The 15,397-nt window shown below is 57.4% G+C and carries 12 protein-coding genes; 8 read left to right on the forward strand and 4 right to left on the reverse strand.

The genetic code is table 11. From position 1 onward, the window contains the following. Window positions 1-2 precede the first annotated feature (2 nt). The 5 genes from rpsK to PREDE_RS01340 all read left to right on the forward strand — a co-directional run bounded on the left by rpsK (window position 3) and on the right by PREDE_RS01340 (window position 3,643). Entirely contained in the window at window positions 3-392 is a 390-nt protein-coding gene (rpsK, locus tag PREDE_RS01320; RefSeq protein WP_005844098.1) for a 30S ribosomal protein S11, read from the forward strand. Between the two features lie 46 nt (window positions 393-438). Continuing rightward, window positions 439-1,047, forward strand: coding sequence for a 30S ribosomal protein S4 (gene rpsD, locus PREDE_RS01325; RefSeq protein WP_005844097.1), 609 nt, complete (start codon window positions 439-441; stop codon window positions 1,045-1,047). A 12-nt stretch (window positions 1,048-1,059) separates the two neighbouring features. After that, the gene (locus PREDE_RS01330) at window positions 1,060-2,052 is read left to right on the forward strand and encodes a DNA-directed RNA polymerase subunit alpha (protein WP_005844095.1); all 993 of its coding nucleotides are present in this window, start codon (window positions 1,060-1,062) and stop codon (window positions 2,050-2,052) included. Between the two features lie 20 nt (window positions 2,053-2,072). Continuing rightward, window positions 2,073-2,591, forward strand: coding sequence for a 50S ribosomal protein L17 (gene rplQ / locus PREDE_RS01335; RefSeq protein ID WP_015298362.1), 519 nt, complete (start codon window positions 2,073-2,075; stop codon window positions 2,589-2,591). A 188-nt stretch (window positions 2,592-2,779) separates the two neighbouring features. Beyond that, window positions 2,780-3,643 carry a hypothetical protein gene (locus PREDE_RS01340; protein WP_005844091.1) on the forward strand — a complete coding sequence of 288 codons (864 nt, stop codon included), beginning with the start codon at window positions 2,780-2,782 and terminating at the stop codon, window positions 3,641-3,643. Window positions 3,644-3,989: 346 nt separating this feature from the next. Here PREDE_RS01340 and PREDE_RS01345 read toward each other — a convergent pair whose 3' ends face one another. The 4 genes from PREDE_RS01345 to PREDE_RS01360 form a co-directional block, all read right to left on the reverse strand. After that, complete coding sequence (locus tag PREDE_RS01345; RefSeq protein WP_244879146.1) at window positions 3,990-4,856, reverse strand: septal ring lytic transglycosylase RlpA family protein; 867 nt, start codon at window positions 4,854-4,856, stop codon at window positions 3,990-3,992. A gap of 72 nt (window positions 4,857-4,928) precedes the next feature. Further along, a complete protein-coding gene (gene gdhA / locus PREDE_RS01350; protein ID WP_005844087.1) occupies window positions 4,929-6,266 on the reverse strand; it encodes an NADP-specific glutamate dehydrogenase in 1,338 nt (445 codons plus the stop codon). A 315-nt stretch (window positions 6,267-6,581) separates the two neighbouring features. Continuing rightward, window positions 6,582-8,789, reverse strand: a complete 2,208-nt coding sequence (locus tag PREDE_RS01355) for a hypothetical protein (RefSeq protein WP_005844085.1) — start codon at window positions 8,787-8,789, stop codon at window positions 6,582-6,584. 48 nt (window positions 8,790-8,837) lie between these two features. Next, complete coding sequence (locus tag PREDE_RS01360; protein ID WP_005844083.1) at window positions 8,838-9,053, reverse strand: hypothetical protein; 216 nt, start codon at window positions 9,051-9,053, stop codon at window positions 8,838-8,840. A 289-nt stretch (window positions 9,054-9,342) separates the two neighbouring features. Between PREDE_RS01360 and PREDE_RS01365 the strand changes: the two genes are divergently transcribed. From PREDE_RS01365 to PREDE_RS01375, 3 genes are read left to right on the forward strand one after another with little or no spacing between them, the layout of a single operon-like run. Next, window positions 9,343-10,281, forward strand: a complete 939-nt coding sequence (locus tag PREDE_RS01365; protein WP_169315862.1) for a helix-turn-helix domain-containing protein — start codon at window positions 9,343-9,345, stop codon at window positions 10,279-10,281. Window positions 10,282-10,297: 16 nt separating this feature from the next. Beyond that, window positions 10,298-13,318: a PEP/pyruvate-binding domain-containing protein gene (locus PREDE_RS01370; protein ID WP_005844077.1), complete on the forward strand. Its 3,021-nt coding sequence runs from the start codon at window positions 10,298-10,300 to the stop codon at window positions 13,316-13,318. Further along, window positions 13,315-15,147, forward strand: a complete 1,833-nt coding sequence (locus PREDE_RS01375) for a MutS-related protein (RefSeq protein ID WP_005844075.1) — start codon at window positions 13,315-13,317, stop codon at window positions 15,145-15,147. Before PREDE_RS01370 ends, PREDE_RS01375 begins: the two co-directional genes overlap by 4 nt. The last annotated feature ends 250 nt before the right edge of the window (window positions 15,148-15,397 follow it).

Here is a 15,397-nt window from a genome sequence, read left to right on the forward strand (position 1 = left end):
TTATGGCAAAAACAAAAGCAACATCCAAGAAGAGAAATGTAAGAGTTGATGCTATCGGACAGCTCCATGTTCATAGCTCTTTCAACAATATCATTGTATCGCTCGCTAACGGCGAGGGCCAGGTGATTTCTTGGTCTTCGGCCGGTAAGATGGGTTTCCGTGGTTCCAAGAAGAACACGCCTTATGCTGCCCAGATGGCAGCAGAGGACTGTGCCAAGGTGGCTTATGGTCTTGGCCTGCGTAAGGTAAAGGCTTATGTCAAGGGTCCGGGTAACGGTCGTGAGAGCGCTATTCGTGCCATCCACGGTGCCGGTATTGAGGTGACCGAGATTGTAGACGTTACTCCGCTGCCGCACAACGGTTGCCGTCCTCCCAAGCGCCGTCGTGTATAAAGTGAGTATTAAACAGATACAATTGATTAAAAGCATTTAATAAATTATGGCAAGATATATAGGTCCTAAATCAAGAATTGCACGCCGTTTTGGAGAGCCCATTTTCGGTGCAGACAAGGTACTGGCAAAGCGTAATTTCCCTCCAGGGCAGCACGGCAATGATCGTCGCCGCAAGCAGTCGGAGTACGGCTCCCAGCTGGCAGAGAAGCAGAAAGCCAAGTACACCTATGGTGTGCTGGAGCGTCAGTTCCGCAATCTGTTCGACAAGGCTGCCAAGAGCGATGGTATCACCGGTGAGGTGCTGCTTCAACTTCTTGAGTGCCGCCTTGACAATGTGGTGTTCCGTCTTGGCATTGCCCCCACGCGTGCGGCAGCCCGCCAGCTGGTGAGCCACAGACACATCACCGTCGATGGCCAGGTGGTCAATATCGCTTCGTTCTCTGTGAAGGCCGGTCAGGTGATTGGTGTTCGTGAGAAATCCAAGTCGCTCGAGGTGGTGGAAACTGCTCTTGCAGGATTCAATCACAGCAAGTATCCTTGGTTGGAGTGGGATCAGAACAGTAAGAGTGGCAAGTTCCTCCATAGGCCGGAGCGTGCCGACATCCCCGAGAATATCAAGGAGCAGTTAATCGTTGAGTTGTACTCTAAACAATAAATCATTAAATTAATGGCGATATTAGCATTTCAAAAACCTGATAAAGTTGTGATGCTGGAGGCTTCGGAGACCAACGGAAAATTCGAGTTTTCCCCTCTTGAGCCTGGCTTCGGTGTTACCATTGGTAATGCCCTGCGCCGCATCCTCCTTTCATCGCTGGAGGGCTATGCCATCAACACCGTCCGTATTGGCGGTGTTGAGCATGAGTTCTCTTCGGTCCCCGGTGTAAAGGAAGATGTTACCAACATCATTTTGAATCTCAAGCAAGTTCGATTCAAACAAGTAGTAGAAGAATTCGAGAACGAGAAAGTTAGTATCACCGTAGAGAATTCCACCGAATTCAAAGCAGGTGATATCGGTAAGTATCTGACTGGATTTGAAGTGTTAAACCCTGATTTGGTGATTTGCAATTTAGATGCCCATGCTTCTATGCAGATTGATCTTACGGTCAACAAAGGCCGCGGCTATGTGCCCGCCGAGGAGAACCGCGAGTTCTGCACGGATGTCAATGTGCTGCCCATCGATTCCATCTACACCCCGATCCGCAACGTGCGCTACAGTGTGGAGCCCACTCGTGTCGAGCAGAAGACCGACTACGACAAGCTCACCCTTGAAGTCACGACGGATGGTTCCATTCACCCGAAGGACGCGCTCAAAGAGGCCGCCAAGATTCTCATCTATCACTTCATGCTCTTCTCCGATGAGAAGATCACGCTTGAGAGCCCCGACCAGGACGGCAATCAGGAGTTTGATGAGGAGGTGTTGCACATGCGCCAGCTGCTTAAGACCAAGCTGCTCGACCTGAACCTCAGTGTTCGTGCGCTCAACTGCCTGAAAGCTGCCGACGTGGAGACCCTCGGCGATCTCGTACAGTACAACAAGACGGATCTGTTGAAGTTCCGCAACTTCGGTAAGAAATCGCTCTCAGAGCTTGATGATTTGCTCGAGAGTCTGAATCTTTCGTTTGGAACCGACATTTCAAAGTATAAATTGGATAAGGAGTAAATCCGCAACAAGAAAAGAAAATGAGACACAATAAGAAATTCAACCATCTGGGTCGTACTGCATCTCATCGTGCTAGCATGCTTGCAAACATGGCATCTAGCCTGATTATGCACAAAAGAATCACTACGACCCTCGCCAAGGCCAAGGCTCTGAAGACGTATGTGGAGCCCCTCATCACACGCTCCAAGAGCGACACAACGACCAGCCGTCGTGTGGTTTTCCGTTATCTGCAGGACAAGTATGCAGTGAAGGAGCTCTTCGGAGAGGTGGCTGCCAAGGTGGCCGACCGTCCCGGTGGCTACACCCGTGTGATTAAGCTCGGCACCCGTCAGGGTGACGCCGCTTCCATCGCTTTCATCGAGCTTGTCGATTTCGATGAGAACATGGCCAAGGCTCCCAAGGCAGAGAAGAAGACGCGCCGCAGCCGTCGTAGCAACAAGGCTGCCGAGGTTGCCGAAACAGCAGAGGCTGTAGAGGCAACTGCCGCAGAGGCACCCGCAGCCGAGGCTCCTGCCGAGGAAGCTCCCAAGGCTGAATAATTTCTTTTATTCATAGAATCCACTTATGAGGTCTGCATCCGCGAGCGGGTGCAGACCTTTTTTATGCCATCGGCTTGCTCTCTGCCGGGGTGTTTATTAGGGTTTTCCCTATCCTCGTGTAGGGAAAAAGGACTTCGTTGCCAGCCATTTTTGGCTTATCTTTGTCTATAGTTTAAAAGACGTTGAAAATGAAAAAGATTTGGATCCTTGCTGTCACGGCTTCGCTTTTGCTTACGGGTTGTGGCACTTACGCCGGTTCGGGTGCTTATATGGGCGGCTCGCTGGGCGCCATTTTGGGCTCGGCCGTCGGAGGTCTTTCCGATGGTCCGCGCGGGTCGGACATCGGCACGATAGTGGGCATGGCCGGCGGAGCCATCATCGGCGGCATGATTGGTGCGGCCCAGGACGAGCAATGCCAGCAGGAGGCGAATGCTTATGAGCGGGAGCGGGCGGAGCGCGCTGCCGACCGCGCCGAGCGTGCGGCCGACCGTGCAGAGCGTCGGCAGTCTGCTCCCTACGGTTCACAATCGCCCGTGCAGGATTCTCCCGCCTACGACAGCGGCTTCGACTCGTCCAACAGCGGCGACGACCGCATCTACGATTTCAGCTCCAGCGACTACACGGGCGACTACAGCGCCCAGCAGCCTCAGACCACTTTGCCCATGCAGTCGAGCATGGAGGGTCTGGCCGAGGGGCTGAAATATGCCCCGACCATCGAGATTCGCAATGCCCGTTTCGTGGACGACAACCAGGATGGACAAATCCAACGCGGCGAGCTCTGCAAGATTATCTTCGAGGTAATGAACCGCGGCGACCAGCCGCTCTATGATGTGCAGCCCACGGTGATCGAGGCCACAGGCAACCGCCACCTCTTCATCTCGCCCAGCATGCACATCGAAAAGATTATGCCGGGCAAGGGCATTCGCTACACGGCTCTGGTCAAGGCTGACAATCGACTGAAAGCTGGCAGTGCCAAGTTCTGTGTGAGTGTGTTGCAGGGCACGCAGTCCATCTCCAAGGTGAGCGAGTTCAACATCCCCACGCGCAAGTAGGAGTGCCTCGGGAGTCGGGTTGGCGCGTGGGCACGTGGTGTGAAATGGCATTGATGCAAGGGCCGGTCCTTACGGCAATTCCCAGTAGAAAATCGGTGTTTGTCAGTAACGGACACTTTTTGAAGAGCCTTGTCACATCGCAACGCCCGGGCGATCGCGTTCCCGTTGCGCCGTAATCGCACCGCGTCTGCACCGCTATCGCAATGCGTTCACGCCGTAATCACGACGCGTCCACACCGCTATCACAACGCGTTTGCGCTGTGACAATAGAGGGAGCAGGTATAGGAGGAAGAAAAATAATCGAGGTTTCATAGTGCCCGTTCAAAGCGATGGCACGGCATGAAACCTATTTTTCAAACCAGTTTTTCACCTTGTCGAACACGTTGCCCCATACGGAGGGGTCGTCGGTTTTCTTCTGCGGTTCGGCTTTCTTGGGTTGTGGCTCGGGCTTTTTACCCGGATTCTCCGGCTTCTTTCCCGTCGTTTCCGGCTTCTTGGCCGTTGGTTCCGGCTTTTTTGCCGCCGGCTCAGGCTTCTTTCCCGCCGGTTCCACCGCTTTCTTTCCAGGCGTTTCGGGCATCTTGCCTATCGGGTCTGCCGTTTTCTTCACCGGGTTTTCTGTCTTTTTAAGGGGCGTTTCGGGTTTCTTCGGCATGTTTTCCGGCTTCTTCAACCCTGCCTCGGCCGTTTTGGGAACCGTTTCGGCATGCTTGCCCGCCGGTTTGGGTCTCTGCGCCGGCTCCTCCGTCTTTTTCGTATTGGCGATGCTTCGGCCGGCATCCTGCACCACCTCCTTGTTCACGCTCCGCTCTCTCGTCCACTCATCAATGAAGCTGTAGCCCGCCTTGGTGACGTCGAACTCGAAATCGGGCAGTCCCGTCTCCCGTTCACTGATGCGATAAGGAGGCTTCACGCCGTCCACACGCTCCACTTCTACCATGGCGACACCTTGGGCTAGCATGCCCAATTCGCGCGCCGCACCATAGCTCAGGTCGATGATGCGGCCGCGGCCATAGGGCCCGCGGTCGGTCACGCGCACCAGAATTTCCTTGCCGTTCGACAGGTTTTTCACTCTCAGCGTGGTGCCGAAAGGGTAGGTGCGGTGGGCGCAGGTCAGGCTGTCATGGTGCAGCCGCTCCCCGCTGGCCGCCCGTGCCCCGGTGGCCCGCTTGGAATAATAAGAAGCTTTGCCTCTATACGTTTGAGCCGTCATAGAGGTAAAGCCTGATGTCCAGATGAGGGTTATAATCAGTTGTCTTCTATAGTTCACGTATTTGGGTTGTTTTTATACGATGCCCTGCGCCATCATGGCATTGGCCACCTTCATGAATCCGGCCACGTTGGCTCCCTTGACGTAGTCGATGTAGCCGTCGGCTTGTGTGCCGTACTTCACGCACTGCCCGTGTATGGAGTGCATGATATAGTGCAGTTTGTCGTCCACCTCGTCGGCGCTCCAGTGCAGTCGCATGGAATTTTGCGTCATTTCCAGTCCCGAAGTGGCCACGCCGCCCGCGTTCACGGCCTTTCCCGGCGCAAAGAGCGTCTCGGCGCGCACGAATTTTTCCACGGCTTCGGCCGTGCATCCCATGTTGCTCACCTCGGCCACGCAGCAGGGAGCATGCGCAATGATGCGGTCGGCATCCTGGCCGTTGAGCTCGTTCTGTGTGGCGCAGGTCAGGTAGATGTCGGCTTTCTGCTCCCAGGGCTTGCGTCCCTCGAAGAACTGCGCCCCGGCAAACTGCTCGGCATAAGGCTGGCAGATGTCCTCGCCGCTGCCGCGCAGCTCGAGCATGAAGTCTATCTTCTCGCCGCAAATGCCGTCGGGGTCGTAGATGTAGCCGTCGGGCCCGCTGATGGTGATGACCTTGGCCCCCAGCTGGGTAGCCTTTTTGGCCGCTCCCCAAGCCACGTTGCCGAATCCCGAAATGACCACCGTCTTGCCCTTGATGTCGATGTCTCGGGTCTGCAACATCTGGTTCACGAAGTAGAGCGCGCCGTAGCCCGTGGCCTCGGGGCGCAGGATGGAGCCGCCCCATTCCATGCCCTTGCCGGTGAGTACACCCTGGAACTGGTGGGTGAGTTTCTTGTATTCGCCGAAGAGATAGCCTATCTCGCGGCCGCCCACACCGATGTCTCCAGCCGGCACATCCTCGTCGGGGCCGATGTGTCGGTAGAGTTCCTGCATGAAAGCCTGGCAGAAACGCATCACCTCGGCGTCCGAACGCCCGCGGATGGAGAAGTCGGCGCCGCCCTTGCCGCCGCCCATGGGCAGGGTGGTGAGGGCGTTCTTGAACGTCTGTTCAAAGCCCAGGAACTTCATGATGCTTAGCGTTACCGAGGGGTGGAAGCGCAGCCCGCCCTTGTAGGGGCCGATGGCACTGTTGAATTGCACGCGGTAGCCCGTGTTCACGTGCACGTCGCCCTTGTCGTCGGTCCAAGGCACGCGGAACATATAGACGCGTTCGGGCTCGATGAGCCGCTCGATGAGTTTTGCTTTTTCAAATTCCGGATGCAGGTTGTAGGCATCCTGAATTGAGATGAGCACTTCTTTCACAGCCTGCAAGAACTCAGGCTCGCCTGCATGTTTCCACATCAGGCCTTTCATCACTTGTTCAACTTCCATAGCAGTAATACTTTTTTATGCCTTAAAGGTTAGTGTGATTGGAGCTGCCTCCAATCGGTATTGTTTCAATATTGTCCTTGCAAATATAGGCGTTTATTCCATACGTTCCAAATATTTTTCGGATAATCTTGCGCGTTTACGGTGTATATTTCTTGCGTTGGCCCGGCAAACGGCATTTGTCGGCAGGGCCGTTTCCCGGACTGCCACCGTCTGCAAACGCCGGAGCCACCGCTCCCGGCGGCATCGAGAGGTGCAGAACACCCGTGATGCGCCGGAGGCGGTGGCTCCGTGTGGCTTGTTGCGGCCTGTAGAATTTTATCGGATGATAATTTTCTGGCGGTTAACAATGTAGACGCCGCGGGGCAGACCGTCGAGCGTGTCGGCATGGCGCCTGACGAGCTGGCCGCTGAGCGTGTAGACGTCGGCAGGCAGCAGGGTGGCGGGAGAGGCCGTGCCCGGCATGGCGGGACTCACAATTCCGGTGACGTTGCCCTCCTCCTGGCCGTCGATGTAGAACTTTAGGCTGCGGGCCAAAGCCTCCGTTCCCGTGGCAATCCAGCAGCGGAAACCCAGGGTGGTGAGGTCGCTATGCGTGTAGTGCCACAGGCCGTCCTTGGCCCCCAGGGCGTAGGAGTAGGCCGGAACCACGGGCGAAGTCTGCTTGATGAGCGAGCCGCAGAACTTGAGGTGGCTGTCGGTGGTGCTCGATGGTGTGGATGCTTCCTTGACGATGCCGTTGGGATGGGCGGTCGTCGGGTCGGTGGCCAGCGTCACGTTGTTGATGATATAGAACGGTGTGAGCACGGTGATGGTGGTACCATCCTTGAGCAATTTCTGGTAGGAACTGCCTTGGGTGCCGGTGGGTTCCTTGGTGGGCCTGATGATGTAGAGCGTGTTGGGCTTGATGGCCACGGCGTTGTCGTTGGAGAGATCCACCTTGGTGAAGTCTATGCGTTTGAGGTTTGTGGTCGACTGATGGGGCAGCTGCGAGAGCTTGCACTGCTCGCCGAAAGCCGTCTTCACCTGTCCGGCCGTGAGTTCCACGGGCAGTATGATGGAGTTCCACTTGTCGATGTTCAGCGATCGCTTCAGAATCAGCGTGTTGGCTGTCGCCGGATCCACCTGCTGCGCCATGTAGCCGAGCGAGGTCTGCGCCTCGTCGAGCACCAGGTCGCGGTTGCCGCAGTATTGCAACTGGAAGTTGTCCCACGACGTCCAGTCGAGATCTTCGGTGGAACCACTGATGCGTATGCCGATGTCGAGCTTGTCGCCGTTGTTGGGTACGTAGACCATCAGCGTGTTGACATACTTTTCTTGGGTGAACAACTTGCCGGCCTTGACGTAGGGACTCTCGTTGAGCGGCTCCAGATCATCTTTTCCGTAGACGTGGGTCATGTCGGCCTTGGTGTAGGAAAACTGGTCTGCCGCGGCGAGTCGCTGAAGCGTAGTCTCCACGTTCGATAAGGAATTCGTGGTGCCCTGCACCTTGGCCACGAGCTTGGACTTGAGTCTGCTGCCGGCGGCGGGATGGTAGAAGCCGTTGCAGCTCACCTTGTACCAGCCGGCTTTCAGCGTGGTGACAGTCTGGAGCACCGAGCCGTTGGCTTTGGAGTTGTAGCCGATGTTGCGCACGTTGGCCGTGGTGTAGCCTGCGTAGTGTGCCATATAGTAGTCGCTCTTGATGGAGCCATTGCCAACGTAATAGGTTTCGCCCACGTTGGAGGGGTTGTAGAGATACTGCGCGTTGTGTGTGCCGACGACGCCGGTGGGCACCCAATGATCCACGTAAGTGTTGCCGCGCTCGAACTGCTGGTCGTAGACCAGGAAAGTAGCGTCGGCCGGATCCTCGTCTGAGGCGTACTGCTCCTTGAACGCCGCCTTGAGGTCGGCCTTGGTTACCAACTTCCACTGACTATACTTGCCGGCGGAATAGCGGGGATAGCTGATGTCGTAAGTCTTTCCGATGGGGGTGGTGTTCATGGTGAGATAGATTTCTCCCTGCATGCCGGCCGTGTTCTCATCATTGTAGCAGTGGATGTAATAGGTCTTGGAATTGGGATTTGTCTCGGTGAACTTCCAGTCGAGAATGCCATTGACGCCGGTGTTGCTGCCTGGCCAAGCGACACCGCGATCTACGTAGACGCGGTTGTAGTTGATGATGCTATCTGGTCCTGGCGTGTCCTGCTTACGGCCAAAGGCAATGTTCTTGCCCTCGGTGGTCACCAGCGGACCCGTCATACGGTACACGCCAGGGGTGGTAGTGTTCTGGATATGAACCGGCATACCCACGTTGAAACCGATGACCACTGTGCCCCAGTAGCTGCCGGTGTTGAGGTATTCGCCGGTGCCCACGTTGTAGAGGTAGACGGTGCCGTTGTCTTCGTTGGTATTGTCGGCTACGCTGCTCACGGGATTACCGTTCCACCGGTGCTGGGAGTCTTGGCCCTGGGCGCGTGCGGTCTGTCCGTTGAAGAGTCCTGTAAGGGCGATCAGCAGTGTGGAGAAAAAGGAATGTCTTGTCATGATTGTTGTCTTTTTTTGAGTTCAGGATTCATCGTTTGCGGGGATGGTTTAGTCGCTCCAGGGGCTGGATGATGGTGTGTCTTCCCAAGCGTTGAACCGCTTGGCACCGATGCCGCCATCAGGATCGCCTTTCTCCACAGGAAACTGGTCGGTTATTCCGTCACCGTCGTTGTCGAACTCGGAGGCCCCTGCTATCTGCATGATCTCGTCGGAACAGATGTAGATAATTTCGGCGCACGGCCCCTCTTTGTAATTCTTCTTCATACTGACTTTGAGGTTTGATGAAAATGAAATGTATTTATATTCTCTTATTTTGGGTGCAAAGGTAGGTAGAAAGGGCTGGAAAGCGGTTGACAAAAGCGCGGACAAAGTTTGCCAAAAGGTGGTTTAAGGGAGAATTGGCACGAATTTGGCAATTGAAAAGTCCCTTAAAAGGCGCAGCAGCACCCCCTGAAGCCGCAAAAAGCGGCCATTTGGACAAAATAAATGGTTGATTTGGAACTGTTTTTCTTTTTTTTACTTAAATTTGCGGTAGAATCAAGCCATGCAGGATATGGAAGAAAAACATGTAGACGACCCTGTATCTGTGAGTTTCTATAAAGAGGTTAAAAACGATGTGAGCCCTATTCAACCCGTCGAAACCGATAATCATTTTGCGTGCCCGTATTTCTCGGTAGCCCGTGGACGTGCGTTTTCCATGGGGCAGTTGCTGGAACGCAAACCGCCCCTACGACTGAGTTTTCTGCAACTGGCCGTGTTGACCAAGGGCTGGAGCGAGCCGGTTGTCAATTTCAGGAAGCTGCGGGTGGACGAGGGCGACTTGTTTTGCGCCAGCTGGGGAGGCATCATTGGCAGGGGCAGCGAGGTCTCTGCACTGTGCTATGACGGCGTGAGCCTGACCGAAGAGTACATGCGTGTGATTTATGGCGGACGGCTGCCCGACCTGTTCTTGCAGCCCGCCCAGGCTTTCAAGCTGCGACTGACCAAGCGGGAACGCGCCGTATTCAGCGACTACATCGACTCCCTGCTCTCGCTCGTGCGGCTTCCTACTCCTGTCGTGGAGCCCGTGAATGCCCTCTTTGTTTCGCTGCTCGACTTTGTAGCGGCCCTTTATCGGGAGCAAGAGGGGGGTACCATAGGGGGGGGTAAAACCCTGCTACGCGCGTTTAACGGGGCTCTCATCAAGCATATCAAGTGCGAGCACAGCGTGCTGTTCTATGCCCGGGAGCTCTGCATTTCGCCCCACTATCTGGGCGATGTCGTCAAGGCCGAGACGGGCGAGACGGCCAAGGAATGGATAGACCGCTCGCTGATTACCCTGTTGCAGATGGAACTTAAGAATAGCGACAAGTCGCTGAAAGAGTTGGTTGGCGAGTTCAACTTCAACTCCATCAGCACGCTCAGCCGCTTCTTTAAGCGCAAGACAGGGATGAGTCCCAGCGAGTTCAGGCTGTCAGAGGAGTGCCTGCGCCCCCTCTCCACATTGTCATAACCCATACCACCTATTTATGGACAACCAGATACCCCAGGAATGGAATAAGTTTATATTAAAAGATGTGACGTTCGTCAACCTGATGCTGCGCCGCATCTACAACGTGCTCATCGTGGCCAACCCCTACGATGCCTTCATGCTCGAGGACGATGGGCGCGTGGAAGAGAAGATCTACAACGAGTATATGCAGCTCGGCCTTCGCTATCCGCCCACGTTCACGCAGGTGTCCACAACCGACGAAGCCGAGCGTGTGCTGGCCACAATGAAGATAGATCTCGTCATCTGCATGCCGGGCAATGCCGACAACGACGCCTTTACGGTGGCCCGTGCCATCAAGGAAAAGCACCCCGAAATGCACTGCGTGGTGCTTACTCCGTTCTCTCACGGCATCACGCGCCGCATGCAGGACGAGGACCTTAGCATATTCGACTACGTGTTTTGCTGGCTGGGCAACACCAACCTGATACTCTCTATCATCAAGTTGATAGAGGACAAGATGAACCTTGAGAACGACATTCGCGAGGCCGGCGTGCAGATGATTCTGCTCGTGGAAGACTCCATCCGCTTCTACAGCAGCATTCTTCCCAACCTGTACAGCTACATTTTGCAGCAGAGCCAGAACTTCGCCACCGAGGCCCTGAACCGCCATGCCGCCACGCTGCGCATGCGCGGGCGGCCCAAGGTGGTGCTGGCCCGCACCTATGAGGAGGCCATGCAGGTGTACAGCCGCTACAAAGACAACTGCCTGGGCGTCATCAGCGACGTGCGGTTCCCGATGAAAAGCGGGCTGCCCTCCGGCCGCTCCACGCCGCTGCCCAACCAGAAAGGGGCCGGTGGAGACACTAAAGACCCCGAGGCCGGCTTCAAACTGCTGGAGGCCATCCGCCGCGAAGACGAATACGTGCCCCTCATCATGGAGAGCTCCGAAGCCACCAACCGCAGCCGGGCCGAGGCCGAGGGATTCCGTTTCGTGGACAAGAACTCGAAGATGCTCAGTGTGGACCTGCGCCATCTCATGGAGGAGCACATGGGTTTTGGCGACTTTATCTTCCGCGACCCCGCCACGGGGCAGGAGGTAATGCGCATCCACACGCTGAAAGAACTGCAGGACAACATCTTCAAGATACCGCGCGACTCCATGCTCTACCACGTGTCGCGCAACCACATGAGCCGCTGGCTCTGCGCCCGCGCCATCTTCCCCGTGAGCAACTTTCTGAAGCACGTGACCTGGCACAAGCTGCAAGACGTGGACGCCCATCGGAAAATCATCTTCGACGCCATCGTGCAGTACCGCCATATGAAGAACATCGGCGTGGTGGCCGTGTTCGACCGTGGCAAGTTCGACCGCTATGCACACTTTGCACGCATAGGCGAAGGGTCGCTGGGCGGCAAGGGACGGGGCCTGGCCTTTCTGGACCACGTCGTCAAGACCCACCCCGACTTCAACAAGTTTGCCGGGGCCACGGTGCAGATACCCAAGACGGTGGTGCTGTGCACAGACGTCTTCGACCAGTTCATGGAGCAGAACAACCTCTACGACATTGCCCTGAGCGACGCCCCCGACGAGGAGATTCTGCAGCGTTTTCTCCAGGCACAGCTGCCCGACAGCTACATTGCCGACTTCTTTACTTTCTTTGAAGCTACCCACAGTCCGGTGGCCATCCGCTCCAGTTCGCTGCTCGAAGACAGCCACTATCAGCCGTTCGCGGGTATCTACAGCACCTACATGATACCCTGTCTGACCGACAAGACGGCCATGCTCCAGATGCTGGCCGCGGCCATCAAGGGGGTCTATGCCTCGGTGTTCTACCGCGACTCCAAGGCCTACATGACGGCCACATCCAACGTGATAGACCAGGAAAAGATGGCCGTCATCCTGCAGGAGGTGGTGGGCACGGCCTATGGCGACCGCTTCTATCCCAACATATCGGGTGTGCTGCGCTCCATCAACTATTACCCCATCGGCGACGAGCGGGCCGAGGATGGCATCGCCTCGCTGGCCCTCGGTCTGGGCAAGTACATCGTGGACGGCGGGCAGACGCTGCGCGTGTCGCCCTACCATCCCGACCAGGTGATGCAGATGTCGGAACTGGAGACGGCCCTGCGCGACACGCAGACGCGTTTCTACGCGCTCGACACAACCCGCGTGGGCAACGACTTCTGCGTGGACGACGGCTTCAACCTGCTGCACCTTAAGGTGAAGGAGGCCGACCGCGACGGCTCGCTGCACTACATTGCCTCCACCTACGACCCCAGCGACCAGGTGATTCGCGACGGTCTCTACGAGGGTGGGCGCAAGATTGTCTCGTTCTCGGGCGTGCTGCAGCAGGGTGTGTTCCCCCTGCCCGAGATATTGCAGATGGCCATGAAATACGGGGCCGAGGCCATGCGGCGGCCCGTGGAGATAGAGTTTGCCTGCAACCTGCGGCCCGACAAGACGGGCGACTTCTACCTGTTGCAGATTCGTCCCATCGTCGACTCCAAGCAGATGCTCGACGAAGACGTAGCCGCCGTGCCCGACGAGGCCTGTCTGCTGCGCAGCCACAACTCGCTGGGACACGGCATTTCGGAAGACGTGGTCGACGTGGTCTACGTGAAATACGACGACAACTTCTCGGCAGCCAACAACCACTACGTGGCCGACGACATCGAACGCATCAACCGCAAGTTCCTCGACTCCGGGCGCAACTACGTGCTTGTAGGCCCGGGCAGGTGGGGATCGAGCGACCCTTGGCTGGGCGTGCCGGTGAAGTGGCCCCACATTTCGGCTGCGCGCGTCATTGTGGAGGTGGCCCTCCGCAACTACAGGGTGGACCCAAGTCAGGGCACCCACTTCTTCCAGAACCTCACCTCGTTCGGCGTGGGCTACTTCACCATCGACACCAACCGGCCCGGCGAGGGCGGTTTGCTGCGCAAGGACGTGCTCGACGCCCTGCCCGCCGTGGAAGAAACACCCTATGTGCGCCATGTGCGCTTCGACCGTCCGCTCAAGATCATGATGGACGGCAAGAAGCAGGAGGGCGTGATAGAAAGATGAACAGCAAAGAACAAATACAGCAAAAGAGCAAAAAGATGGATTTTCAGGACTTTTATGGAGTGCGGTCGGCAGGGCTGGCCCGACAGATCAAGCACCTGCGGCAGCGCGGCCACAGTTTTGTACTGGGCGAGATAGCCACGTTTACGGGAGCCGTGGTGGCCTTGGCCTGTGTGACGATGACGGCCGACACTGCTGTGCGGCTGCTCGGAGCCGGTGTGGCTGCGGCGTGCCTTGTGGCCTATGTGGCCATTCGCTGGGCCGATACCCGCAACGATGCGCGTATCGGCAGGCTGGAAAACCTAAAGCAGGTGTACGACAACGAGCTGTGCGCACAGCGTGGCGACTATGCGTGCTTCGACGACGGACGGCGCTATGCAGACCCGCATCATGCCTACACTTACGACCTGGACATCTTCGGCCCCGGCAGTCTCTATCAGCGGCTGTGCCGCACTGTGACCACGGGAGGCAGCGACGCGCTGGCCGCCCGACTGGGCAGTCTGGACGGGCAGACGGCCGTGACAGCCAGCATGCCTGCCTCTGCCAAACCCTTGGACGAAGCCTACGGGGCCGGCTATCAGGCCCGTATCGGCGCGTTGGCCGCCGACGAGCCATTCCGCGCGGCGTTCATGGCCCACGGCGTGCGCGGTCGTATCAACACCGACGCCATCGGCCGGGCCTTGGAAACGGCCGCTACGGTGCGTGTGCCACGCGCCCTTGGCAGCCGATGGCTGCAAATGCTGATGGCGGCCGACCTGACGGCGTTCTACGTCTGCATCGTGCTGGCCGTCCTGGGACGCGCCAACGGGCTTGTGCCCCTGTGGTGGGGCATGCTGCAATTTTTTGTCGTTTACCTGCTCTGCATGCGTCCGTTGCGCGAGGTGGGCAAGGCCGTCAACTGGCTGCACGGGCAGTTGCGGCAGCTGGTGGACGTGGCGAGGCTGATGGACGAGGGGCGGGCCGACGTCTTCGCACGGCTCAGCGCACTGCTCGACGGCCTGGACAAGCGGGGCAACATCATGGGATTGGTGCTGGTCGATGTGCTCGGACTCTACGACCTCCTCCTGCTGCGCAGGTTCCTGCGATGGGTGGAGACCGACCGCTGGGAGATGGAAGCATGGATGGCGCGCGTCGTACAGATGGACCAGGACGTGACCGTGGCCACCTTTCTGTACAACCATCCGGCTACGTGCTGGCCCGAGGTGACGGGCGAGCCGGGCGTGCGCATGGAGGCTGAAGGCCTGTACCACCCCTTCTTGGGCGAGCGGGCCGTGCGCAACGACTTCCGCATCGACGACCGTCACTTCTATATCATCACTGGCGCCAACATGGCCGGCAAGTCCACTTTCCTGCGGGCAGTGGGCGTGAACTATGTGTTGGGTCGGGTGGGCATGCCAGTGTTTGCCCGCCGATTGCGCGTGTCGCGTTTCAGATTGTTCAGCAGCATGCGCACCAGCGACGACCTGGCCCATGGCATTTCCTACTTCAATGCCGAGCTGTTGCGGCTGCAACAGCTCAAGGACTGCCTGCGGGGCGAGCCCACTTTGCTCATCCTCGACGAGATACTCAAGGGCACCAACTCGCTCGACAAGCTCAACGGCTCGCGCATGTTCCTCGACTATGTGTCGCGTCAGCCCGTGAGCGGCATCGTCGCCACCCACGACCTGGAACTCTCCAAGCTGGAAAGCGCGCGCTTTCACAACTATTGTTTCGAGATCGACCTGGGCACACGCGTCACCTATTCTTATAGGATAACGCCCGGCGTGGCCCGCAATCAGAATGCCACGTTCCTGCTTCGCCAGATATTGGGCGAAGCGGAGGCGGGAGCGTAAGCGAGGGAATGGCTGGCCGTGGCACGGTGTTCGTATGTCCATTTGTCGAGTATTGCCGTAGGGGCCGGCACAGAGGCCGGCCCGTATGCCCGTCAGGGCATACGGGCCCCGCGCTCACTGCACCCAGTACTCGCCTTAACCTTTGTTCCAAACGTGCGGGTCGGCATGGAGGCCGGCCCCTACGCTAAACCTCATCCACGCTCGGCCGTCCCTCCGTTTCCCTTTCTTCACCCAACCTCCACGCCGTAAT

Source organism: Prevotella dentalis DSM 3688 (genome assembly GCF_000242335.1).
GTDB classification, from domain to species: Bacteria; Bacteroidota; Bacteroidia; order Bacteroidales; family Bacteroidaceae; genus Prevotella; species Prevotella seregens.

Coding starts and splice junctions, on each gene's coding strand:
- rpsK (WP_005844098.1), top strand. CDS start 3: ATGGCAAAAACAAAAGCAACATCCAAGAAGAGAAATGTAAGAGTTGAT.
- rpsD (WP_005844097.1), top strand. CDS start 439: ATGGCAAGATATATAGGTCCTAAATCAAGAATTGCACGCCGTTTTGGA.
- PREDE_RS01330 (WP_005844095.1), top strand. CDS start 1,060: ATGGCGATATTAGCATTTCAAAAACCTGATAAAGTTGTGATGCTGGAG.
- rplQ (WP_015298362.1), top strand. CDS start 2,073: ATGAGACACAATAAGAAATTCAACCATCTGGGTCGTACTGCATCTCAT.
- PREDE_RS01340 (WP_005844091.1), top strand. CDS start 2,780: ATGAAAAAGATTTGGATCCTTGCTGTCACGGCTTCGCTTTTGCTTACG.
- PREDE_RS01345 (WP_244879146.1), bottom strand. CDS start 4,856: ATGACGGCTCAAACGTATAGAGGCAAAGCTTCTTATTATTCCAAGCGG.
- gdhA (WP_005844087.1), bottom strand. CDS start 6,266: ATGGAAGTTGAACAAGTGATGAAAGGCCTGATGTGGAAACATGCAGGC.
- PREDE_RS01355 (WP_005844085.1), bottom strand. CDS start 8,789: ATGACAAGACATTCCTTTTTCTCCACACTGCTGATCGCCCTTACAGGA.
- PREDE_RS01360 (WP_005844083.1), bottom strand. CDS start 9,053: ATGAAGAAGAATTACAAAGAGGGGCCGTGCGCCGAAATTATCTACATC.
- PREDE_RS01365 (WP_169315862.1), top strand. CDS start 9,343: ATGGAAGAAAAACATGTAGACGACCCTGTATCTGTGAGTTTCTATAAA.
- PREDE_RS01370 (WP_005844077.1), top strand. CDS start 10,298: ATGGACAACCAGATACCCCAGGAATGGAATAAGTTTATATTAAAAGAT.
- PREDE_RS01375 (WP_005844075.1), top strand. CDS start 13,315: ATGAACAGCAAAGAACAAATACAGCAAAAGAGCAAAAAGATGGATTTT.